Genomic DNA, 23031 nt, shown 5'->3' on the forward strand with positions numbered 1-23031 from the left:
TGTTTAGCTCTTACTTGGGTTATCGACAATCGTTGAGTTCAACGTTTGTATGGTGATGGTGTAGCCTTGGGTCAAATGTTTGAAGACGATATTGCTTGCTGTTTTGTGTGTACCAGGCTCTGCTTGGTAATCAATTTGAATGATTGCCTGCTGGTTGTCATCAAACACGGTGCGGCTGTTGTCTGTGTCGACCAAGTGCCAGCCGATAATTTGCAGAGGCTGAGCCCACGCTTCTGCAGGCCACAAGGTGAGCATTAAATTAAATAACACCTGTTCGGGCTGCGGCAGTGTAGCCCCAAGGCCAGATAGCACTTGTGTTTCAATAGTTTGGTTTTGGTATTGCAGCGATAAGATACGAGTACCCCAAGAAGAGAAGCCCGCCAAAATGACCTTATCAGGAGTGACTTCAACTTGAACGGGCAACTGCTGGGTATCGTCTTGCCAAGTTGCGCTGATCAACTGACTTGCCATCAATGAGTATCCAAGATCTGCAGGCAGAGGTAAGGCTAATTCTGTCTCTTGATCGATTGCGACACTTGCACCTGTCGGTTGTTGAGAAACCAATGAACAGGCGTTGAGTAGTAACCCTAGCACGACGGTGAGTGCTATCTTGATTGTGTTGTTCATCTGAAGGCCTCGCGAGGTTTGGTTTTTTCTGTGGCTTGTTCGCTGTTGATTGAGAGTGGAGAAAGCAGCCACGCTACAAAAATACCGGTTAGCACAGTAATACCGAAGCTATGAATAGCGTGAGTCTGGCTCAGCGACAGTAAACCGAATGAAAGCAATGTTGTAAGGCCAGATAAGGTGATCGCTAATAAGGTGCTCAGTGACTTCTTCTGTTCAGCAAAGAACAGGGTGTAGTCGATACCAATCCCTAAAATCAGAATTAAGCCAAGCAGATTAAATAGGTTCAATGTTGAGCCTAAAACGCCAGTCACCGCTAACCCCGCTACACCTGCAATAAGAGATGGCAGAAGCATTAATAGGCTTTGTTTCACGCCATATCGCCATCCTAGCACCATGCCAATAGCAGCGAAGGCAATCAATAACAGTTCGGTAATTTTGACGCGGTACTCAGCAAAAAGAGAGGAGATTTCATCTGCTTTATTGAGGTATTTCACACCTTGTTGCTGAGTAAAGTCGGACTCTAACCACTGTGAGAACAGCGCGGTGTTAGTGACGTCTTTGATCATGATAACTGATGCTGCTTGGTTATTGATTGGTTTTAACCAAAGCGGGCGAATAGGCTCTGATACAGGCGATGATAGAAACTCATCGAGCGTGATCGGACTGTATTTAGGAAGCTCTGGGAAGCTCGGCCAGCCAAGCGTAGTTTGTAACGTGGCGCTTTGACTATCATAAAGTTGCTTAACTAGCTGATAGTTATGGTGTTGTTCTTGCTCACTTGGCAGGTGTTGATTGACGCTGCGATAGCCTGAGATAGCTTGCTGAGCGACTAAGTTATCAAGATTAGAGCTGATCAATGCTAACTTATTGAGCAACGCTTGGTTGCTTTCGGCAGTAACTAGCAGCATGTTCTGAGCACTACCTAAACCAGATATCTCAGAGATGGCTTGCTCTTGTTGTTTTAGCTCGTCAGGCATTGCTTGAAGTTGCCTGATATCGTCGTCGTAACGAACTTGGCTGATTGAAACCACGCTAATAACAGTAACAACGAGCGGCAAGCCTATTTTGAACTTAGGTTTACTCCATAAGTTTAGCCATGTGTGCCAAATGCCGACCAGAGGAAGTGCTCGCTCTTGGCTCGGTTTAGAGGCCAACACGGGGTACCAACACACCACGCTAGCGTAGGCGGCGATAAGCCCGATCGATGAAAACAGAGCGAGTTGCTGTAAGCCTGGGAAGGGCGCAACCAGAAGCCCTAGATATCCGATCAAGCTGGTGATTAAACCTAGAGTGATCGCAATGAAGATGTGTTTTAGGCCTTTATCACTCTGCCACTGGCTTCCTGCTGCCAAACGGTCAGTGAGATAGTGAAATGAGTAATCGATGGATACACCAATCAAACTTGCCCCAAACACCAAGCTAAATAGATGTACCTTACCGAAGATGGCGACTGTGCTCGCCAGTGCGACCAATAACCCCGTGCTAATCGAGAGTAAAGACAAGGCAAGTGGCAGTGCGCTACGAAACGTCAGCCATACTAATAGAATCACGCCCGCCAATGAGCCTAAGCCAATGGTGCTGATTTCAGATTTCGCACTTTGAGTACCGTAATTTGCGTAGAAAACCACACCAGTGTGCTGAACTTTGACGTCAAACTGCTTCTCAATTTCTCGCTCTAAAGTATCTAATGCTGGAAGTTGTTCTTGAATCGCTAAGCTATAAGGAGAGCCAGCTAACGTCGCGGTAACAAGAATGTGTGATTGATCTTGTGATTGTGCGGTTAGATAACCTTCTTTAATCCCAAAGTTACTCGAACGGGTGCCAACCTCGCTTATATAGTCACGAAATAACAGGAACGGGTCTAAGGTTAACTCAGTCGCTGTCACGCCTGAAAAAGGGTTGTATAAGGATTGAATCACATATTGAGCACGCGATTCTGGTGTATGAGTTAATGTTTCTTTCTGTTGTTCGGTCAGCAGTTGAGCGCGATGACGAAAATAGAAGTCACTCCATTGGCTTTGTGTGCTGGCGTTGATCTTGCCTTGAACATGTTTGAAAAGAACTGAACTGTCAGAAAAGGCGTCTTGATTGAGCGATTTCTCAAAGGCTTGGGTTGCTGCCATGGTGTTCGTGATGTCGGAGCCGCTCAAGATGAACACCACTTGCTCACTCATCGAATTGGAAATCTGCTGAAAAGCTTGTTCAACTATAGGGTCTTGCTGGTTCTCTGGCAGCAATTTCATGATGTTGCTTTCGATTGGCACTGAAGAAGAAAAAGCGAACTGTTTGATCAACAGTCCGCTAAAAAGCACCACGATAACTAGCCAAACAAGGGCAAGCTTAGAGTTGAAATTGTTGCGCTTCGGCATCTGACAATACTTCCGGTTGATGGCTTAGCTGGCTGAATTCGATCACCGTGCTGTCACCACGAATCTCTTTTAACTCAATGCGCTCAATATCACTGTTGCCTTGCAGCGTGATGGCTTCAAATACCGCATTCATTGGTGCACTTTTTGGCGTTAGGATAAGTGTCCATGAATTGTTGCCTGTATTCTCGTCTGAGCTTTGTATTGTTGCAGGCTCGAATGACAGTGAGAACTGCTCTTGAAGCTTTTGTGTATCACCGTGGAACACCGATAGGAAAATATGGCTGAAATAAAACGCCATTGGGTTTTCTTTATCTGTGATGATTTTAGCGGGTTGATCAGCAAATCTTTGGCTCAGTTTGTTATCTGTAAGCACTAAGTTCACCGGAAACGGTGTGGTTTGCGTCCAAAGTAGGCCACTTGATTTGTCTAACAGGAATGTACCTTGAGACGTCAAAGGTTGGGCGAACATTTCCATGTTGCGTGTTTGAGTAAACTCGCCACGGACAATACTATTTGCGCTTAACACCGTTTGCAGCTCTGAAATAGAACCGACGGGGGCTGTGTTCTGATTAGCAGTAGCAAGGCCACTCGCCATCATCGCAGCGAGTCCTAACAGCAAGACGCTAATGTGTTTACGACTGCGTTTAAACAGACTCATGATTCACCTGTTGTGGGTTAGAGGCTTGGGATTGATGATCAGTTGTTAGAGGTAAGCACCCGAATTGGTGCCAGTGCTCGACTTTATCGGTAAACACTTTCGGTGAAGCGAAACACATCTCTTGCTCTTCAATGGTCACGGCAACCTGCATTGTATGAGCACGTGTCATGCGAGCGCCTGTGTTGGCATCGTGAATTTCGTAATCAACGCGTAGGCGGTTTTCCCATTCTGTGAGCTTCGCCGTTACTTTAATCTTGTGATTAAACGGTATCGCTTTGATGTACTTCACCCGCGTGTCGATGATAGGCCACATGTAGCCAGAATCCTTCATCTCATGATAGTTGTACTCAATCTTATCCATCATGATGCGTCTTACTTCTTCAAAAAATCGGAAGTAGTTGCCGTGATAGATCACGCCCATCGGGTCGGCATCTTGGAATGAGGTGATAAGTGTCACCTCAGATTGTAGTGGATGAAGGATTTCAGACATAAATCGCTCTCAACAATATTGCGTAAAGGGGCAGCTACTTTGTGAAGTTAACTACTCTATGAGTAAAGTTCTTTTAGTAAAGTGACCAGTGCTGATTTTGAATACGAGAAATAAAGTGGCGTAGATCGCCTTCCAGCGGGCGGTCTTCGACAATAAACTCAAACTCTTTCAGTACTTCGTCGCGAATGTGCTTGAGATTCTCACTCATGTGGTGCTCATCAAGCTCATTGTGGCGTTTACGAAGCTCAAGCGCTTGCGTACCTGCCAGAAGTGAAGCTGCCGCTACTTGTTCGGTTAGCTCTAGAACGCGTAAACAGTCACGAGCTGCAATAGTACCCATGCTCACTTTGTCTTGGTTGTGACACTCAGTTGAGCGAGAGAATACGCTTGCAGGCATGGTGTGTTTCAATGCTTCTGCTGTCCAAGCTGACACGCCGATTTGTACCGCTTTAAAGCCGTGGTTGATTGGCTTACGCTCACCTTCAGCACCCGTTAGGTTAAATGGCAGGCCGTTATTGAACTTGTAGTCCATTAGCTGCGCCATTTGGCGATCAAGCAGGTCTGCAAGGTTGGCTACGGCGGTTTTTAGCGTATCCATCGCCATTGCGATATGACCACCGTAGAAGTGTCCACCGTGCAATACGCGCTCGTTATCGCCGTCGATAATTGGGTTGTCGTTAGCACTGTTTAGCTCGTTCTCGATCATTTGGCGGAGCCAAGGCAGAGAGTCTTGAACCACACCGATAACATGTGGAGCACAGCGCAAAGAGTAACGATCTTGTAGGCGGTCACTGTTACGTGGTGGGCGATCCGCTTGTAAGTCATCACGCAGCCATGCTGCAACTTGTTGTTGACCTGGATGAGGTTTCACTGCGAACAGCGCTTCATCGAAGTGGAAGTCATTGCCGTGCATACCGACCGATACCATAGCCGTGATCTTAGTTGATAGTTGAGCTAGGTATTCCGCGCGTTTATAAGCGATACAAGCTAATGCCGTCATTACAGATGTACCATTCATCAATGCCAGGCCTTCTTTCGGCTTAAGCTTGATAGGGCTGATGCCTAGCTCTTTGTAGACGTCATTGGTTGGGCGCACTTCACCTTTGTAGATGACATCACGCTCACCAATTAACGCGGCTGCTAAGTAAGACAGAGGTGTTAAGTCGCCACTGGCTCCCACCGATCCTTCTTGAGGAATACGCGGTGAGATGTCTTGGTTGATCAGGGTAACGATCTGGTTAAGTAGATCGTGAGTCACACCAGATACGCCTTGTGATAACGAACACAGGCGCGTTGCTAATACTGCGCGCGCTTGCTCGTGAGACAGTATTTCACCCAAGCCACAACCGTGGAAGCGCGTTAGATGCAGGGGCAGTTCATCGACAAGGCTTGGCGGAATCGCAACCGTACAAGAGTCACCGTAACCCGTCGTTACGCCGTAAATTACGCCTTCTTCTTTCAGTAGGCGTTCTAAGAAAGCGACACCACGGTCGATCTTAGATGTGAATGCTTCACTTGAGTTCATCGAGGCTTTAGCGCCTTGTGAGATAGCGACAACGTCCTCAATCGTGAGGCGTTCGGCACCAAAGGTGATGCTATTTGGATTCTTTTTCGTCATGGTGCTTGCTCAATGTCCAAAAATTAAAAAAGTTGTACCACTGAAGCGGTGCTTTCAGTGTGTAGTGCTGAAGTCGATCTGCGTATTGTTGAACGACTTGCTTTAAAGATTGTTCGCGTGTCTTTCTAGGTAGTTCGATTCTGTCGCTAAAATGCTCGAAATAGACATTAAAGTGCGGCTTTGCTTGTGAATCGTCACGTAACCCAAATAGCAAAAATACGGGTGCCTTGAGTACAGAGGCTAACATAAATGGCCCTTGAGGGAACGGGGCTTCCTTACCTAAGAACTCTGCCCATACTGAGCGGCTCTCCTTGCTGGTGGAAGTTCTATCACCAACAATCACAATCCACTCGCCTTGCTCCAACTTCTGTTGTAACAAGATCGCCGTATCAGGCCCCATTGAAGTCACTTGAATCAGGTTTAGATCCGACTGTGGGTTCACGGCTTTCATAACTGAGTTAAAACGCTCTGCGTGTTCTGTAAAAACCAAAGCATTGATTTTGATGTTCGAGTGTCTGCGACCTAAAGCGCGGCACAACTCGATGTTGCCTAGGTGTGAGCCTAAAATCAGTACACCTTGTTGGTTTGCCACCATATTTTCGAATCGGTCTTGGCCATGAATAGTGAGGTTGTCTGCTGAGAAATCGCCTTTCCATGCCGCAAGCTTGTCGAGCATCGTATGCCCAAACGAAAGCAGGTGATTATAACTGGTTAGCTCGGCGGGTAATTCTATGTTCTGCTGCTCTGCGTACGCCTTCAGTTGAAACAAGTATTGCTCAGAAGCGTTTCGCGCGCGCTTGCCCGTTAAGTGGTAGTAACGCATCACACCACGCAGAATGAGGTTGAACACACCACGGCCTAACAAGGTATAAATGGCCAATAACAGCTTGATGCCTAATACTGTGCCGCGTTCTTGAGTGCGAGACCAGTGTGGTTGTTCAGAAGTTTGCGGTTCTAAACCCGTCGGTAAACTTTGGTTATTATCAGCTGAATCAGATTTGAAATGGCGAGCGATCAGCTTGGGTGCTCTTGGTAGCATGCCGAAGAACAGACGCGTATGCATCCAGCTGATTTTGACGTTATCCCACAATGCATCGAAATGGGAGATGCCGTTTTCAGGATAGATAACTCGAGTTTCAACGAAGTCGATGTCGCAACCTTCCCAATACAGGCGAACTAGAATTTCGATATCGAAATCCATTCTCGAACCAACATCGTATTTGCTAAGCACCGCTTGTGTTTGGTTGATTGGGTACGCTCTAAAGCCACACATACTGTCTTTAATTGATAAAGAAAGGGTTTCTATCCATACCCAAATGTGTGTCGCATAGCGCCCGTAGAGCCTTGCCTTAGGCACACTCTCGTCGTAGACAGGCTGGCCTGATATCAGACGTTGTGGCCTAGCTTGTGAGGCCTCAATCAATGCTGGTAAGGCTTCAAGGTCGTGTTGTCCGTCAGCATCAACCTGAATGGCATGGCTAAAGCCGAGTTGTTGTGCTTTTTTGATTCCGGCCTTTACAGCACCGCCTTTGCCTTGGTTCTGTTCAAGCGTCACCAAGGTTACGTTTGAGTTCTCTGCAAGGGGAGCCAGAAACTGTTTTGTGGTGAATTCACTGCCATCGTCGACGATGATGATCGGCAACTCAAAGTGATGGAGCGACGAGATCACAGCAGGCATGGTTGCGCCATGGTTAAAGCACGGGATAAGGAAGCAAGCCTTGTAGCTGCTTTCTTCTGTTGGGTCTTGAGAAGTAGCCTCGACGGGAGTGCTATTCACTTTTCTCTCCCAGCTTCATTTTGCCTGAAGAGTGGGTCTGTTCACCGTTGTTTGAGGTGTAACTGAAGCTCAGCTTGTCTTTGTCAGCATCCCATTTGAGTGATAGCTGAATTGTTGCATCAGGCAGGATAGGCTCTTGGAACTTGATGACTTCCATGCCTTTAAAGAAACTAGGGACGTTTAGCTCTTGGACAGCGTAGTGAAGTGCCCAATCGATTTGCGTGACGCCCGGTAGAATAGGGAAGCTCTTGAAGTGCCCCTTAAAATCGGTGATATCTGCGCTAACATGAAGTGTCAGGGTCGATTCATTCTCTACCGTGTCTACAGCAATGATGTTTGGTTTTCTTTTATCCATAGGGTGTGCTTAGAATCCTTGGGCAAATATTGGTTCTTTGACAAAAATATAAAAAGATAATCTCAGTGTAAAATACGATCAGCGGTTTCTATGATTTTATTAGCTGTTCTATCTGAGATGTTAATCGCTTACCTTGGCTGTTGAGAGGAATCTCATCAACAATACGGTACTTTCTTGGGATAGCGATTGGCTCTAACCAATTTCTGAGTTCTGAACGCAGCATCAACCAGAATTTACCTTTACTCATGGTGGCGAGTTTCGCTTGGCCTTCATCTGATAATACCAAAACCGACGCCAAGATTAAGCGTTCCGGTTCTTCAAATGGAATGACGACACATTCGCTTATCCAAGGAAGTTGCTCAAGTCGCTTTTCGACTTCAACCAGTGATACTCGTTTTTCTTCTATCTTGATCACTCGGTCGGTTCGGCCCTTCAATATAAATTGATTCTCTGAGACCATTTCGCACTCATCAGCGGTTTGATACCAGTTGTTCTTATCGATATACGGCGACAATAACTTAATGCAATTCTCACTGTTGAGACTAGCCTCAATACAGTCAAAAAGCTGCCAAGGGGTTTGAGCGTTTTCTTGCTGACGAAAGGCTATACCGCCAGTCTCTGTGCTGCCAAACACCTCGATAGGTAAATGACCAAGTAGATCTCGTGACTGATGAGCGGACTCGGTAGGCAATGGACCTCCCGAAGAGAAGACTCCTGCAAGTTGTACCTTGTTGGTCTCATGCTTTAATCGTTTGAGTAGCGCTGGGCTGCTGATCAGCACACAGTTTTTATTTGCGTGAGATAAGATCTGTTCCGGGTATTCAAGGTTGTGTCGAGCAAATGGCACCCCAGAGCATAGCGGCCATAAGATTCGAAACAGTAAACCATAGATATGTTGATGCGAAACGGTGCTTTGGATTCGGTTTCCCTTGAGTAATTCGCCCCAGTTTTTGTGTAACTGAGCGGTCTCAATATCTAGGTGTTCTAACGTTTTATCTATCGCTTTTGGCGTGCCACTTGAACCTGAAGTAAACAGCGTTAATGGGACTGTTGCCAAATCAATGGTCGTAAGGTCATCGGTTAGAGGCTTTTGTACTTCGGTGCTTGAGTCCAATAAAGTTTGGATATTGCGAACGTCACTCACCTCAACTTCGCCAATCGAGTCATCAACTAGCAGGCAATCAAACTGTTCATTTAACTCCGCAAGCGCACAAGGCTGGTAGTTGCCCGGTAAGATGATGTGTCTGTTGGCTGCTGCACACGCCAGAAATGCCACCGAAAATAGGTAGCTATCTTGGGTACAAATCGCAACTCGTTGAAAAGGGGATGAAGATAAAAGGTGCACGAATTGAGATAAGTCGTCGTTAAAGATCTGCCACGTAATCTCACTATTGTCGTCAAAGCAGACAATAGATTCAGGGGCTCTGTTTTGGCTAAGAAGTTCAGACAACGAGGTGTAAGATACGGTTTGGGTCATAACAATTTAACTCTGACGAATGCGCTGTCTTACTATCCACTCTCCTGCAAAGAGCAACCCAGCAAACAAATAGCTAAGTAAGCCATTGTAGAGGGTCCATATTTCCAGAGGTTGGAAGCAGGTGTAAAGGGCGATAGAGCCATTGATAACAAAGAACAAGCACCAAACTTTGGTGACTTTTCGCGTGTAATCAACGCCACTTTGCGGAAGTTCAGGCTCTTGAAGGCGAGCAAGGCGCTCGATAATCGTTTGTGGTTGCCATAGGCTTGAAGCGAATACGACCAGCATACAAACATTAACGATAACGGGATAATAAGTTAGCCAGCCATGTTGCTTAAAGGCTAAGCCTAAGGTCAGCAGAACAATACCGGCACTTCCACTGATCCAAGCTAGGTGTTTTAGCTCTTTGATTTTAGCCTGACCGCCGGTGACAATGCGGACAGCAAAGATAGCGGCCAAGGCAATACCAACGGTTTGTAGGCCAAACTTGTTGAGTCCAAAGTAAACCGCTATTGGATAAGTGAAAAGTATGATTGCCGACAGTAAAGTCAGCAGAGGACGCATTATGCGTCCTTCAATAGTTCAACCACAGACTCTACAACGTCATTAACGGTGCGTACTGCTTTGAACTCTTCAGGCTTGATCTTCTTACCTGTTACGTTCTGTAGATGAACGACCAAATCAACCGCATCAATGCTGTCTAGGTCTAGATCAAGATAAAGATGAGCTTCAGGCGTGATATCTTCAGCGTCAAGCTCGAACAGCTCGATAAGCGCATCTTTAACCTGGTTGTATACTTCTTGTTGGTTAGCTTGTGTCATAAAGATCTGTCTAGTTGTTCGTTTGAGATGAGATGTAGTTCGCTAGGTTTTCAACCGATGCAAAATGCTGGCGAGTGTTTGAGTCGTCGGCATCGATAACAATGTTGTACTTTTTCTTGATAGCAAGACCAAGCTCTAGCGCATCAATAGAATCTAATCCAAGTCCATCACCAAATAGTGGAGCTTCCGTTTCAATCTCATCGATGCTCATATCTTCAAGGTTCAATGCGTCGATGATCAGTTGTTTCAGTTCGTTGTGTAATGTTTCCATTTGGCCTACTTAATGCTTTATCTAAATGCTGCTTTAAGGGGGCGATTCTACATTATGCGAGGTATTTTCGAAATGCTGATATCGCCTGCTGTTAAATTGAGGAACTAAATGTTTTCTTCGGAAGGGAAAATAGTGTGTGCAAGATGATGATTAAGGCGTCTTGCTGCCGAAGTTAAATTATTCGAATTCTCAATAAATGGTGCGACTTCTATTTTACCTTTCACCGCGACATGAAAAAAGGGTTTCGTAGCAGGAACTTGATACCATTTTTTTTCTTTCGTTAAGAATGTCGGAGAAACTGTAATATGAATCACGCGTAAATCGGTTTGTGTTCGAGTCGCAATTTGCGCCGCACCACGTTGTAAGGATGGTTCAATTCCGGGCGTTGTGCGAGTTCCTTCGGGAAAAACAAGCAGTACATTGCCACGTGAAAAACGTTCTTCACAGCGTTCTAAAAGGTCGTCAGGGGCTTGATTCGGTATGTAACCTGCCGCTTTGACGATCCTTTTCATAAATGGATTTTCCCAAATGGCCGCTTTAACGAGGCAATCACATTGAGGAAGCTGAGAGGCGATCAGTACATAGTCAATCAAGCTTGGGTGATTGGCGACGATGATGCAGTTGCGATCTTCACGCAGTAGTTCCGCACCATCAATTCGATAATTAATTGCGCCAGTGAATTTCATGATCTGGCAGAACGCATTGAATGAAAAACGAATCAATCGCTGAGCCTTAAGCTCTCGTTGAATGGTGTCTGACGTGATGAGGGCGATCGATGGCAAGATCAAGAAGCTAAGCACTAAGCCACCTAAACCGAAGATAGTAAAGCAGAGGCCTGTCGCGAATACTCGCCAATATTGGTCGACCTTACTCATTTATACTGCTCCGGCTTTTGCGTTATTTACCCAAGTCCAATCTTGGTGTTTGCCTGCCACTGTCCAGCTCTGTGAGTTCTGAAGGATGTTCTGCAGTGTTTGCAGGCCTTGAGGCAATTCAGCTACTGAGTTTTCGCTGGTTACGGCTTTTGATAACGATACCGCTCTTGATACCGAGTAGTCATTACCAGAAGTGAGCACTAAGCCCAGCGCATAGTCGGCATAGCTTTGAGTTTCGAACTCTTGGTAGAGCTCAGGTAGAGGTTGGTCGAAATCGATAACTAACACACGATGCGACGGGTATTGGTGAAGGTAAAGATAGGCTTCAATCAGAGCGTTATGGAAAGTATCTTGCCCAGCTGCAATAGAGGTCAATGGAATCGGCGCTTTTGCGGCAATGGTGGTTAGCCCGGCTGCGGTATTGTGTACCGACTGTGAGAAGGCCATTGGTGAGGCATCGTCACCTTCCAATATCGACTGAATCAAGGTTGCTGTTCGGTGCAGTTCACCGTGTCGGCTAGCAAAAACCAGATAATCAATCGAGGTGTCTTTTAATAGTGTTAATGCGGTTTGAACAGCAAGCTTACTTTGCAGGCTCATTCGGCGACGCATCATAGGAGGGATCGCTTTGAATTCAGTTGAGCCATCTTGTGGCCAATCTAAATGAGTGCTCCACGCTTGCCATTCGGCATCGGAATTGAGACCGGCAGAATTTGCGGACCATTTCTCAATATTAAACGACATTAATTGGGACTGATTTGACATAGAGTATTGATTTGCTTTGGGTCTAACTAAATACTATGCGTGCTTATAAATAAACACAGATAAGGAATTTAAATGAAATTACTAAAAATAGCCGTTTCAATGTTATTCATATTCGTTCTTGCAGGGTGTGGACGTGTCCAACCTGTAATGAATGTTGAGGATACTCCAGTTGCACTTAATCTTCAAAGTAAACAGGTGAAATCAACTATTTATGAGTCGGCTGAGAATCGAGGCTGGTTGGTTTCAGAAATAAAGCCTGGCTTGATCCGTGCAGAGTTGTATGTTCGCTCACACCATGCTGTGGTTGAAATTCCTTATAGCGATAAGTTTTACTCTATTCTTTACGTTGAATCAGAGAATTTGAAGTATGACGATGGTGAAATACACCGTAATTACAACCGCTGGGTTAATAACTTAAACGTTGATATTAAACGTAAGCTTGCACAAATTGCTGCAGAGTAACCCTCTATTATTTTAAAGTTAGGTTTTTCGTGTCGGAATATAAATTAGATCCATTCAATGCATTAGAAGCAAAAACAGAAGCTCAAAAATTGTCTTTCGCTCCTATTGTTTTTCATACTGCTCGTACACTTCGGGATTTAGGTATTTTAAAAGCCTTAGATGATACGGGCAGTGATGGTTTACCAGCAGAGACGCTTTCTGAATTAACCGGAGTATCCGAGTACGGCGTGAAAGTTCTGCTCGATATGGCGTTGAGTGCTCATATTGTGACTTGGGAAAAGCCTAACTACAAAATGGCTAACCTTGGCTTCTACCTTTTGCACGATGGCATGACGAACGCAAACATGGATTTCACTGCCGATGTATGTTACGCGGCGATGATGCACCTTACCGAAGCGATTGAAGAAGGCACACCTGCGGGTTTAAAAGAGCTAGGTGATTGGGAAACCATTTACCAAGGCTTGTCTCAACTGCCAGAAAAAGCAAAAGAGAGCTGGTTCAAATTTGATCACTTCTATTCCGATCGTTCATTCCCTGTATTGCTCGAGAAAGTCTTTAGCAAGAAACCTAAATCGCTGGTGGATATTGGCGGTAACACAGGTAAGTGGGCAATGCGGTGTTGCAACCACGATGCAGACGTTGAAGTCACCATTGTCGATCTTCCGCAGCAGTTAGAAATGGCAATGGCAAACGCTAAGCAACATGGTCATCAAGATAGAGTGACGCCATTCCCTGCCAACATGCTCGACAAACAGCAAGTGCTGCCGACAGGTGCGGATGTATGGTGGATGAGCCAATTCCTTGATTGCTTCTCGCCAATGGAGATTCTGAGCATATTAAAGCGTGTTCGCTCTCATATGTCAGAAGAAGCGACGGTCTATATCCTTGAACTGTTCTGGGATGCACAGAAATACGATGCGGCTTCTTATAGCTTAAATGCGACTTCGCTGTACTTTACGTGCTTAGCCAATGGCAACAGCCGTTTTTACCGCAGTGAAGACTTCTTAGAGATCGTTAAAGAAGCTGGCTTTGAAGTGGTGACACGTACCGACGATATCGGTCTTGGTCATACACTGCTTGAATTGAAAGCTGGCGCGCAATAAAAAATAACAAACATGGCTTAAATTAATGAAAAAACTGTTAACTCAAGTAGTGATCATCGGAGCTGGGCCATCAGGGTCTATTGCTGCGTCTTTGCTTCATAAAAAAGGCATCGATGTTCGAGTGATTGAAAAGAGCGTATTTCCGCGCTTTTCTATTGGCGAAAGCCTGTTACCTGCTTGTATGGAAGTGATTGAACAGGCTGGCATGACGGATGCAGTAATCAACGCCAACTTCCAATACAAAGATGGCGCAGCTTTTCGTAAGAATGGTGTGTACACGGCGTTCAACTTTGAAGATAAGTTCTCTGCTGGGCCGGGAACTACCTTTCAGGTTCAGCGCGGCGCCTTTGATAAAGTGTTAGCAGACACTGCCGAGGCGCAAGGTGTCGCTATTGATTACCAACATGAGTTGATGGGCATTAATTTCACCGACAACAGTACCATTTTAGAGGTTCAAGTAGTTGATGGAGAACGCTATCAGCTAGAAGCGCAGTACGTTTTGGATGGCAGCGGCTTTGGTCGAGTACTACCGAAAATGCTTGATTTGGAAGAGCCGTCATCGCTTCCACCTCGTAAAGCTATTTTTACGCACATCAACGATCATATTGCAGAGGTGGATACCGCTCTTGAATATGACCGCAATAAAATTCTTATCTCTGTGCACCCAACCAACCCTGATGTTTGGTATTGGTTGATTCCGTTTAGCAACGGTGTGTCTTCATTTGGTGTGGTTGGCGAACCTAAGTTCTTTGAATCTTACCCACAAGACAAGATCGCCGCGATTAAGCAATTGGCAATGGAAGAGCCGGGTTTGGCTGAAATACTGGCAAACGCAGAGTACCCAAACCCTGCGGGTGAAATCGGTGGCTATTCTGCTAACGTGAAGCACCTTGCGACAGACAAATACGCATTGCTCGGTAACGCGGGTGAGTTCCTTGATCCTGTGTTCTCATCGGGCGTCACGATTGCGATGAAGTCGGCACAGTTTGCGGTTGAGTGTGTGGAAAAGCAGCTTAACGGTGAGAAGGTTGATTGGGAACGCGATTATGCAGATCCGTTGATGGTTGGCGTAAACACCTTTAGAACATATGTCGAAGGGTGGTACTCAGGTACGTTGCAGGATGTGATTTTCTATCAAGATCCAAACCCGAAGATTAAGCAAATGGTGTGCTCTATTTTGGCGGGCTACGCATGGGATCAAACCAATCCTTATGTGAAAGATTCAAAACGCCGATTGACGACACTGGCAGAGATCTGCCGAAGCTAGGTGGTCGATTCAGTGTGATTGAATATCTTCAATTAATAGGGTGACTAACCTAAAAATAAAAACAGCCGCAAATGCGGCTGTTTTTGTATCTGAAAATATGGGAAGTCAATTCAATCGAGCGAAGGTTACTTCAAGTCGATGCTGTTCAATCGACCCATAAAAACGAGCAGATCAATCACATCTTTGTGAGCATCAAGCAGTGCGCGTTTGGTCTGGCTGTACGCGGCAAGTCGGCCGTGCTTTCTGATTGAACACACTTTAGTTTTGTATTTGTAATCACCATTCTCAGAGAACACACGCCATTTAGCGATATAGCACTCATCACGGTGCTCGGGGTCACTTTGTGTCGGGTTGGGTTTGAATACGATTTTAGGCTCTAAACTATGAGGTAGGCGCGTCATCAAGTAGGGCTCTTTGAGGACTTTAGGCCAAAACTTACCCCAAAGCTGTCTACCTAGCTCGTCTCTTAACTTAATGGTTTTCTTCAGTGCTTTGTCTTCACCCATACGAACAAAGCCGACAGATCTGTGCAGCACAGTGTCTTCGGGCGTATGAATGTGGATCTTAAAAGCGGTTTTACCTTTCGAGATAAAGCGGTAACCGGTAGCACCAATTAGATTATTCTGGCTCATAGTTTGCTAAATGATGATTATGTTATTAATAAGGTTACGACAAATACGTTAAAACCGAAACTAATCATCATGAAAAAAATAAAGCCTTAACAAAAGTGCTAAGGCTTTATTAGAAACTCTGAGACGAGCGTGTCGCTAACTACATGATTTTCTGCATCACATCACCAATTTGAATGCTTCCCGCAAGGCTTGGCTGATCAATCGTCAGTTCCGCTTCGTTTTCGTAAACGCGAGAAACCGTTAGGGTGATATCACTCTGAGATACCTTGTTGCGTGGTAAACCGCGTTGGTCGATAAACGAACCTGTGTGCCACAACTGCAGCTTGTCACCTTGCTGAACACCATGCATTCGGCCTAAATCAATGGTCACTGTATTGCCGTAGACCGCCGCAACCTCTGGAAGGGTGATCTTACACGATACTTCTGATTCCAAGTCCAGCATGATATTACGGCTGACGCGAAGCATCATGCTGCCATAAGTGGATGCCCAGAAGCGCGCGCTGCGTGTGTCGACTTCACTGGTCTTAGCAAATGGCCATTTTGCCACTTCACGATAGCTACGATTATAAACTTGATGACCTGTTTTACCGTCGAACACTTGCATCTCGAGTGCAAACTGACGATTGATAACATCGTCTTTCAAAAGTTTAGATTCGATGGTCGCCGTTAAGTCGGTAATGTCGCCACCAATGATGTACTGCGCACCTGTATCTTGAGCGATCATCTTGATCACTTCAGGTCGACGCTTATCGATGTCGTAATTGGTTGTGCCGACAGAAACAAAACTGCGAGACTCTTGCGCTAGCTGCCTGTCAACCACATGGCTGAAATCATCGCCGATGTTATAGATTCTTCCCATCACGGCTTGTTGAGGAGAGGCCACATCAATATTGCCGATCAAAAATGTCTTCTTATATTGGCTCTCATGGCAAGCATTTGCCGAAGGGTAGATGTCGATCCTTGCGGTGATCATTAAATTGCCACCGCGTGTTCTCTCTTTATCAACCAAGATGTAGCGTACTTCGTGGTTGGTAAACTGGAACTCTTTCTTGCTCGAATCTAGATAGGGCGTGAGGTTGGAGATACTACCAATATCAGCACCTGAGAACTGAATAGCCTTGTAAACCGCGTCTTCTAGAGCGTGGACCCTTGCACTTTCTTCTGTCGATACGATCGCTGCTGTACCGGTAACTTCATACCAAGAGGCATGAGCATTGAAGCTTATGGTTATCAGTGAACTTATTGAAAATAAGTAAGAAATTATTTTTTTCATCTATTCGTTACCAGTTGGGTATAAATATTGCTTAACAAATAACTATAAGCTTGAAGCTGACTTAAGTGCGTTTTTCTTAATCTGAACCATTAATGAAAAGCAAAGACTGTTCCAACATTGTAATCCATTGAAAAGAATAATGGTGAGAACATATTGGAACAGGTAGCACTAAAACTATCTGGAGATAAGAGAATGAAAAAATGGCTCGTAGTAGTGAGTGTCATGTTATTGACCTCATGCGCTTATTCGCCAATCTATAACGGCAAGTCTGAGTATTCAGGCAGTCAGTTTATGTTGATGGACAGCCCTCGTCATACCATGGATTTTTTCGTTGAAAGTATGACCGAAGATTTGATCGTGTCGAATACGAGTATTTCAGCAAGAACGCCGATTGCGATTACCTCGTTTGTTGACCTACAACACATGGACACAACAAACTGGCTCGGTAACTCAGTATCAGAAGGTTTCATTCATCAGTTTCAGCGTCGCGGCTTCAAGGTGGTTGATTTTAAAACAACGGGTTCTATTCAAGTTACTCACCAAGGTGATTTTGCGTTAAGCCGTGATTGGAAAGACTTAGCTCAAGAGCAAGACGTTCAATACGTCCTGACAGGTACTATGCTTCGCCAAGAAGGCGGTGTTCTAGTGAATGCTCGTGTGGTTGGGATGCAAACACGTATCGTGGTGGCTTCTGCACAAGGCTTCTTGCCTGCTGACCGTATTGGTCGTGACCTCGATACTCTGAACAGTATTCGAACTCAAGATGGCGTGATCATTCGTTCTGACCCAACGATCAGCCAGCCTTATACTGTTATTCTTCGCCCTTAGGAGTTCGAGATGAAGAAGTTAATGTTTGTTGTTGCCGCTTTATTGCTTGTTGGCTGTCAGCCATTGCAGAGCATGAGACCTGATGATTTCTTAGTGGCTGTTGGCTACGCGAGTATCAGTGAACAGAAAGGCCGTAACGACGAAGAGAGACGCATCCGTGCGATGAGAGCCTCTAAGATCGATGCTTATCGTGAATTGGCAGAACAGGTTTACGGTATGCGAGTAAGCGGCCGTGCGGAGCTTGAAGATCAACGCCTTGGTACCGAACGTACGTCAGGTGCGGTTGATGGTGTTATCCGTGGTGCAGAAGTGGTGCGCAGTTACCCTGTAGGTGATAGCTATGTGACCGAGCTTCAGTTAGACATCCGTAAGATGGATCAGCTCCGTAACTACGGTGAAGTTCAGGCTGTACCTGAGAAGAGACAACAAACACTATTCTAATTTCGGTGTTTGAATTGAGTATTCAGTGATATTGGCTGCCACTCGCTTTCCAGATGGCGTATCGGCAACCAATAACTAATGTGAATGTAAAAGCGGCAAGTATGAAAATACTTGCCGCTTTTTTGTTTATTGATTTTGTCAGGGCATTCAAAGGCTGACTAGACGTTTTGATAAAGAATAACGACAGGAATAGCCTGAGATACAGATACAGATACAGGCAGAAGGCTACTAAGGGGTATTACTGAAGAGGAAGAGTTAACTTAACTAGGCTTTTACGTTGGTTCCCAGCGTAGAAATAGTATGCGTTTGTCCACCGGCATTGTAGGTCATGCCAATTTTTCCGTGGCTTTGCTGCATCATATTGCTGAGTTTTTTGAAGCTAAGGTGTGCTCGATTCAAGGCTTCGCCATTAACCAGGTTCGCTTGATGGCAATCGTGCACTATGGACTTGATGGTTGCGACTAACTGAGCCAGTTCAGGGTTCTCGGTCAGCTCTGAGATATTGGTATGGGCTGCGATGCGTTGATCGGTTGATCTTAGCTGTTCGACAAGAACCACTTTTTCTTTGGCGATTCGCTCAATATCATTGGATTGTCGGCTCGTGATCGCGGTTTTCTCTGAACTTAATAATTCAGATAAGGCTTTGGCATTTTGAAGTTGAAAATTAACTAAGTCTGCTAGTGCCGCCATAACGTAAACCTATCAATAACCTCGTGTGCTTTAAGTTAACCACTTAATCTAAGGGTTAGTGCTTAAAGACCTTTTAATTCGTTTTCGAACTTGATCATGTTGTCAGCCAGTTTTTCTGGATCAACCGTGTATGAACCGTTCGCAATTGCTTCTTTGATCGCTGCTACTTTCACAGAATCAAAGCTTGGCTGTGATGCCATGTCTTGATGGAGTTGACCAATCGCTTTGCCTTGTTGGCTTAGAGAAACCGCATCTTTGCTTGCTGGTGATTTAGTTGATACATCAGAACGCGATGCCTCAGAGCTAGAATCAGAGCGTACTGCTGATCGGTTGGTGGTCGTTAGGGTTTGCCCTGAACGAATATTATCAATGCCTGCCATAGTTAAGCCTTTTTCTTCAAAAATGGGAACCTGTACAGTCAATATCGACCAAGGGTTCGAATACTTTAGCAATTTTTAGCTCAATAGTCGAAAAGGGACCAAACACTGCTGCTGTGATTTTCAGCATTAGAGTTGAGAGCGAAATTACTAACGATACCGTCAATTTAGAAGCAAAGAGTTAAAAGTAAACCGTGACTTCAGACATGCTGGTAACAATTCCTTCAATTATACGCTGTGATTTATCATTTTTCACTCTTACTTGATCGCCCATTGAGCCATCGGTGAGTGCAGTGCCCTTGGTGGTAATGGTCATGCCACCTTTTACTGCCTGTATGATAACCTTCTCATTTCGACATACGACACAAATATCGCCTCTTTCAACAACATCTCCTGGTCTTAGGTTCTTTTTAACCTTGGCACCGACGACTTGTTCTGGAGCGGTGAAACCTTGGCGACGAAACTTGTTAAGAGAAATCATCGCGGTGGTCACATCGTATTGACCAACAATTTCGCCTCTCGCGAGTGCTCTGGTTGTCGTCACAAGCGGTACTGACATCGAAAGGCGTACCGGTACATAAACTCGCCACTCATCAGGAACACATTGCACTAAAACCGTAATACTGCTGCGGGTATTGGTAGTGGTTGAGGCACTTGTCTCGAGAGGGATTGGGCAGTCTGTTGCTTTGATTCTTGAGTCAACATTTGCTGAATTAACAAAGAGTTCGCCGCCTCGTGGCTGTTCAACGGTATCAAGGATGTGTTGCTCCGCCGCAGACTGAATCATCTCAATTTGTTCTGGGGTCGCAGCTTGCACAAAAAAACTAAACAATATTGATAAAATGCCGATAAACTTAGCGACAGTTTTAAAAGTAGCTCTACACATTGCTATGGAAAGAGGTGGCAAATTTGTTTTATAATACGTCATTCCGTTTCTCTGGTGGTTCGTAGCCTGCAGTAGACTAACACTTTTTATACAAAAAAGTTTGATATGGAGATGAGCTCATGACGGGTATTCTTGATTCGGTGAATCAGCGTACGCAACTCGTCGGTCAAAACCGATTAGAATTACTAACCTTTCGCCTAATGGGGCGTCAGCGTTACGGCATTAATGTTTTTAAAGTAAAAGAAGTGCTTCAATGCCCTAAGCTGACGAAGATGCCAAACTTGAACCCACTGGTTAAAGGTGTCGCACACATTCGTGGCCAAACGATCTCTGTGATTGATTTGAGCTTAGCGATTGGTGGCCGTCCTACAACGGATGTTGAAAAGTGTTTTGTGGTTATCTCTGAGTTTAACCGAACCATTCAAGGTTTCTTGGTAAGTTCAGTTGAGCGCATTATTAACATGCACTGGGAATCTATTCTTCCGCCGCCTGATGGCGCAGGTAAAGCCAACTACCTGACAGCGGTAACCAACATCGATAATGAATTAGTCGAAATTCTGGATGTTGAAAAGATTCTTGCTGAGATTTCACCTGTTGATGAAACAATGGACAGCAAAATTGCTGAAGAAATCGCAGAAGTAGAGCAAGAGAAAGAATTGGTTCGCCGTATCTTGATTGCTGATGATTCGACGGTTGCTCGTAAGCAGGTTCAACGTGCTATCGAGTCGATTGGTTTTGAAGTTATCTCAGTGAAAGATGGTAAAGAAGCCTACGAGAAGTTGATGCAGATGTCAGCCGAGGGCAGTATTTACGATCAGATTTCGTTGGTGATTTCAGATATCGAAATGCCAGAGATGGATGGATACACGCTGACTGCTGAGATTCGTCGTCACGCAGAATTGAAAGATTTATACGTAATTTTACACTCATCATTGAGTGGTGTATTTAACCAAGCCATGGTTGAGCGAGTAGGGGCTAACTCCTTCATCGCGAAATTCAACCCTGATGAGCTTGGTGCAGCGGTTAAAGCTGCGTTAACTAACTAAAAGAGACATTAATGACTGCTATAACAATAAGTGATCAAGAGTATCGCGATTTCAGCCGTTTCTTAGAATCTCAATGTGGCATTGTATTAGGTGACAGCAAACAGTACTTAGTGCGCAGCCGTCTAAGCCCATTAGTAACGAAGTTCAATGTAGCGTCGTTATCTGATTTGCTGAGAGATGTAGTGACAGGTCGAAACCGTGAGTTGAGAGTGGCAGCAGTGGATGCTATGACGACGAACGAGACACTTTGGTTCCGAGATACTTACCCGTTTGCTGTGCTTGCGGATAAACTTCTACCGGAAATAGCGGCAAATAAACGTCCTATTAAGATTTGGTCTGCGGCAAGTTCTTCAGGCCAAGAACCATACTCAATGGCAATGACGGTGCTTGAAACTCAAGCTCGTAAGCCGGGTATGCTGCCAAATGTATCGATTACCGCAACTGACATCTCAGCAAGTATGTTGGATATGTGCCGCACGGGCGCATACGACAACCTTGCATTGGGACGCGGACTTTCTCCAGAGCGTCGTCGTACCTTCTTTGAAGATGCGGGCGATGGTCGTATGAAAGTGAAAGACAACGTGAAGCGCATGGTGAACTTCCGTCCTCAAAATTTGATGGACAGCTATGCACTGTTAGGCAAGTTCGACATCATCTTTTGTCGTAACGTGCTGATTTACTTCTCACCTGATATGAAGTCAAAGGTACTTAACCAGATGGCAAATAGCCTCAACCCTGGTGGTTACCTGCTATTAGGTGCGTCTGAATCACTAACAGGCTTAACGGATCGTTTTGAAATGGTTCGCTGTAATCCAGGCATCATCTACAAATTAAAGTAATGGTTGGCACCAGAATCAGGTGCGGCGTTACTGTCTAATTTTAAAACCCAGCCAAGTGCTGGGTTTTCTTTTTCCTGCTTAACCTATATCTTTAAGTCAGAGTGACATTCCAATTTACTCTATTTTTTGGCTTGTATATTGCAAGTTTACCCACGAGTAACCTGTAAAAGTATTGATAGACCGCTTTGTTTTAAAAGTTGGTATATATATTGCTTTGGTTATTTCATAACAGTCAGTTCTTGAGTTGAGGTTTACATGGCTATTTCTTTTGACAATGCTTTGGGCATTCACCAGCACACAGTTGGTGTACGTGAGCGTAACGCTGAGGTGCTTTCCACCAATATCGCGCAAGCAAACACGCCTGGGTACAAGGCAAAGGGATTAGACTTTAAGAAATCACTGCAAGCGGCAAGTTCTGGGGCAAGCATTGGTCTTAGCCGCACAGATGGTCGGCACATTTCTGCCTCAACAACGGTGAACGGGGAAACGAAGTATCGAATTCCTACACAACCTGATACAGGAGATGGCAACACGGTTGATTTGGATTTGGAAAGAAACCTTTTCATGCAAAACCAAATTAGGCATCAAGCCTCTCTCGACTTCTTAGGAAGTAAGTTCAAGAATTTAACTAAAGCGATTAAAGGGGAATAATTAGATGAGCTTATTTAATGTATTCAATGTGACTGGTTCTGCGATGAGTGCTGAATCTGTTCGTCTAAATACGACCTCGAGCAACCTTGCGAACGCGGACAGTGTAAGTAGTTCTGCTGAAGAAACTTACAAAGCTCGCCACGCAGTGTTCGGCGCTGAGTTAAATCGAGCACGCAACAGTGACCACACTGTGCCTGTGAAAGTATTAGGTATTGTTGAAAGCGATAAGCCGCTAAGCGCGGAGTACAACCCTGATCACCCATTAGCGAATAACGAAGGCTACATCTACAAGCCGAACGTAAACGTTATGGAAGAGATGGCAAACATGATTTCGGCATCACGTGCGTACCAAACAAACGTACAGGTTGCTGACTCGAGTAAACAAATGCTGCTGCGTACGCTGCAGATGGGTCAATAAGGATAAGGAGGTAGC

The 23031-nt window shown here is 45.1% G+C and carries 27 protein-coding genes; 9 read left to right on the forward strand and 18 right to left on the reverse strand.

What is annotated here, in order from left to right; genetic code table 11:
• Positions 1 to 3: 3 nt before the first annotated feature.
• The 13 genes from L0992_04020 to L0992_04080 all read right to left on the reverse strand — a co-directional run bounded on the left by L0992_04020 (position 4) and on the right by L0992_04080 (position 12103).
• On the reverse strand, positions 4 to 627 hold the full coding sequence (locus L0992_04020; protein XGB67859.1) for a DUF3261 domain-containing protein: 624 nt from the start codon (positions 625 to 627) through the stop codon (positions 4 to 6).
• Positions 624 to 2996 carry an MMPL family transporter gene (locus L0992_04025; protein ID XGB67860.1) on the reverse strand — a complete coding sequence of 791 codons (2373 nt, stop codon included), beginning with the start codon at positions 2994 to 2996 and terminating at the stop codon, positions 624 to 626. The genes L0992_04020 and L0992_04025 overlap by 4 nt, the downstream gene beginning before the upstream one ends.
• Entirely contained in the window at positions 2968 to 3654 is a 687-nt protein-coding gene (locus L0992_04030; protein ID XGB67861.1) for an outer membrane lipoprotein carrier protein LolA, read from the reverse strand. Before L0992_04030 ends, L0992_04025 begins: the two co-directional genes overlap by 29 nt.
• Positions 3641 to 4144: an acyl-CoA thioesterase gene (locus tag L0992_04035; protein XGB67862.1), complete on the reverse strand. Its 504-nt coding sequence runs from the start codon at positions 4142 to 4144 to the stop codon at positions 3641 to 3643. The genes L0992_04030 and L0992_04035 overlap by 14 nt, the downstream gene beginning before the upstream one ends.
• A 73-nt stretch (positions 4145 to 4217) precedes the next feature.
• The gene (locus tag L0992_04040; GenBank protein ID XGB67863.1) at positions 4218 to 5762 is read right to left on the reverse strand and encodes an aromatic amino acid ammonia-lyase; all 1545 of its coding nucleotides are present in this window, start codon (positions 5760 to 5762) and stop codon (positions 4218 to 4220) included.
• A complete protein-coding gene (locus tag L0992_04045) occupies positions 5740 to 7539 on the reverse strand; it encodes a glycosyltransferase family 2 protein (protein ID XGB67864.1) in 1800 nt (599 codons plus the stop codon). Before L0992_04045 ends, L0992_04040 begins: the two co-directional genes overlap by 23 nt.
• A complete protein-coding gene (locus L0992_04050) occupies positions 7532 to 7894 on the reverse strand; it encodes a 3-hydroxyacyl-ACP dehydratase (protein XGB67865.1) in 363 nt (120 codons plus the stop codon). Before L0992_04050 ends, L0992_04045 begins: the two co-directional genes overlap by 8 nt.
• Before the next feature lie 88 nt (positions 7895 to 7982).
• Entirely contained in the window at positions 7983 to 9371 is a 1389-nt protein-coding gene (locus L0992_04055; GenBank protein XGB67866.1) for an AMP-binding protein, read from the reverse strand.
• A gap of 6 nt (positions 9372 to 9377) precedes the next feature.
• Complete coding sequence (locus tag L0992_04060; GenBank protein ID XGB67867.1) at positions 9378 to 9935, reverse strand: septation protein IspZ; 558 nt, start codon at positions 9933 to 9935, stop codon at positions 9378 to 9380.
• Entirely contained in the window at positions 9935 to 10192 is a 258-nt protein-coding gene (locus L0992_04065; GenBank protein ID XGB67868.1) for an acyl carrier protein, read from the reverse strand. Before L0992_04065 ends, L0992_04060 begins: the two co-directional genes overlap by 1 nt.
• Before the next feature lie 10 nt (positions 10193 to 10202).
• Positions 10203 to 10463 carry a phosphopantetheine-binding protein gene (locus L0992_04070; protein XGB67869.1) on the reverse strand — a complete coding sequence of 87 codons (261 nt, stop codon included), beginning with the start codon at positions 10461 to 10463 and terminating at the stop codon, positions 10203 to 10205.
• A gap of 104 nt (positions 10464 to 10567) precedes the next feature.
• The gene (locus L0992_04075) at positions 10568 to 11338 is read right to left on the reverse strand and encodes a 1-acyl-sn-glycerol-3-phosphate acyltransferase (GenBank protein ID XGB67870.1); all 771 of its coding nucleotides are present in this window, start codon (positions 11336 to 11338) and stop codon (positions 10568 to 10570) included.
• Positions 11339 to 12103 (reverse strand): beta-ketoacyl synthase chain length factor, encoded by a 765-nt coding sequence (locus tag L0992_04080; GenBank protein XGB67871.1) that lies wholly within the window; start codon positions 12101 to 12103, stop codon positions 11339 to 11341.
• 72 nt (positions 12104 to 12175) lie between these two features.
• Here L0992_04080 and L0992_04085 point away from each other — a divergent pair, with 72 nt between their 5' ends.
• Genes L0992_04085 through L0992_04095 form a run of 3 tightly spaced genes read left to right on the forward strand, consistent with a single transcriptional unit; the run spans position 12176 to position 14935 of the window.
• Positions 12176 to 12565 (forward strand): hypothetical protein, encoded by a 390-nt coding sequence (locus L0992_04085; GenBank protein XGB67872.1) that lies wholly within the window; start codon positions 12176 to 12178, stop codon positions 12563 to 12565.
• A 29-nt stretch (positions 12566 to 12594) separates the two neighbouring features.
• A complete protein-coding gene (locus tag L0992_04090; protein XGB67873.1) occupies positions 12595 to 13668 on the forward strand; it encodes a methyltransferase domain-containing protein in 1074 nt (357 codons plus the stop codon).
• 25 nt (positions 13669 to 13693) lie between these two features.
• Positions 13694 to 14935 (forward strand): tryptophan 7-halogenase, encoded by a 1242-nt coding sequence (locus L0992_04095; GenBank protein XGB67874.1) that lies wholly within the window; start codon positions 13694 to 13696, stop codon positions 14933 to 14935.
• 125 nt (positions 14936 to 15060) lie between these two features.
• Here L0992_04095 and L0992_04100 read toward each other — a convergent pair whose 3' ends face one another.
• Positions 15061 to 15567 (reverse strand): Fe3+-citrate ABC transporter substrate-binding protein, encoded by a 507-nt coding sequence (locus L0992_04100; protein XGB67875.1) that lies wholly within the window; start codon positions 15565 to 15567, stop codon positions 15061 to 15063.
• A gap of 139 nt (positions 15568 to 15706) precedes the next feature.
• Positions 15707 to 16840, reverse strand: a complete 1134-nt coding sequence (locus L0992_04105; GenBank protein XGB67876.1) for a flagellar assembly protein FlgT — start codon at positions 16838 to 16840, stop codon at positions 15707 to 15709.
• A 192-nt stretch (positions 16841 to 17032) separates the two neighbouring features.
• On the opposite strand from L0992_04105, the gene L0992_04110 reads away from it, so the two are divergent.
• On the forward strand, positions 17033 to 17668 hold the full coding sequence (locus tag L0992_04110) for a hypothetical protein (protein ID XGB67877.1): 636 nt from the start codon (positions 17033 to 17035) through the stop codon (positions 17666 to 17668).
• Positions 17669 to 17677: 9 nt separating this feature from the next.
• A complete protein-coding gene (flgP, locus tag L0992_04115; GenBank protein ID XGB67878.1) occupies positions 17678 to 18109 on the forward strand; it encodes a flagellar assembly lipoprotein FlgP in 432 nt (143 codons plus the stop codon).
• 264 nt (positions 18110 to 18373) lie between these two features.
• Here the strand turns inward: flgP and flgN are convergent, their stop codons facing one another.
• From flgN to flgA, 3 genes are all read right to left on the reverse strand, one after another.
• Positions 18374 to 18799, reverse strand: a complete 426-nt coding sequence (gene flgN / locus L0992_04120) for a flagellar export chaperone FlgN (protein XGB67879.1) — start codon at positions 18797 to 18799, stop codon at positions 18374 to 18376.
• Between the two features lie 62 nt (positions 18800 to 18861).
• Positions 18862 to 19179, reverse strand: coding sequence for a flagellar biosynthesis anti-sigma factor FlgM (flgM, locus tag L0992_04125; GenBank protein XGB67880.1), 318 nt, complete (start codon positions 19177 to 19179; stop codon positions 18862 to 18864).
• A 178-nt stretch (positions 19180 to 19357) separates the two neighbouring features.
• Positions 19358 to 20104 carry a flagellar basal body P-ring formation protein FlgA gene (gene flgA, locus L0992_04130; GenBank protein XGB67881.1) on the reverse strand — a complete coding sequence of 249 codons (747 nt, stop codon included), beginning with the start codon at positions 20102 to 20104 and terminating at the stop codon, positions 19358 to 19360.
• 77 nt (positions 20105 to 20181) lie between these two features.
• Between flgA and L0992_04135 the strand changes: the two genes are divergently transcribed.
• The 4 genes from L0992_04135 (at position 20182) to flgC (ending at position 23016) form a co-directional block, all read left to right on the forward strand.
• Positions 20182 to 21108 carry a chemotaxis protein CheV gene (locus tag L0992_04135; GenBank protein XGB67882.1) on the forward strand — a complete coding sequence of 309 codons (927 nt, stop codon included), beginning with the start codon at positions 20182 to 20184 and terminating at the stop codon, positions 21106 to 21108.
• Between the two features lie 11 nt (positions 21109 to 21119).
• Positions 21120 to 21947: a protein-glutamate O-methyltransferase gene (locus L0992_04140; protein ID XGB67883.1), complete on the forward strand. Its 828-nt coding sequence runs from the start codon at positions 21120 to 21122 to the stop codon at positions 21945 to 21947.
• A 255-nt stretch (positions 21948 to 22202) separates the two neighbouring features.
• Entirely contained in the window at positions 22203 to 22598 is a 396-nt protein-coding gene (gene flgB, locus L0992_04145; GenBank protein ID XGB67884.1) for a flagellar basal body rod protein FlgB, read from the forward strand.
• A gap of 4 nt (positions 22599 to 22602) precedes the next feature.
• Positions 22603 to 23016 (forward strand): flagellar basal body rod protein FlgC, encoded by a 414-nt coding sequence (gene flgC / locus L0992_04150; GenBank protein XGB67885.1) that lies wholly within the window; start codon positions 22603 to 22605, stop codon positions 23014 to 23016.
• Positions 23017 to 23031 lie beyond the last annotated feature (15 nt).

It is taken from the genome of Vibrio pomeroyi, from assembly GCA_041879425.1.
In the GTDB taxonomy this organism is placed as follows: Bacteria; Pseudomonadota; Gammaproteobacteria; order Enterobacterales; family Vibrionaceae; genus Vibrio; species Vibrio pomeroyi_A.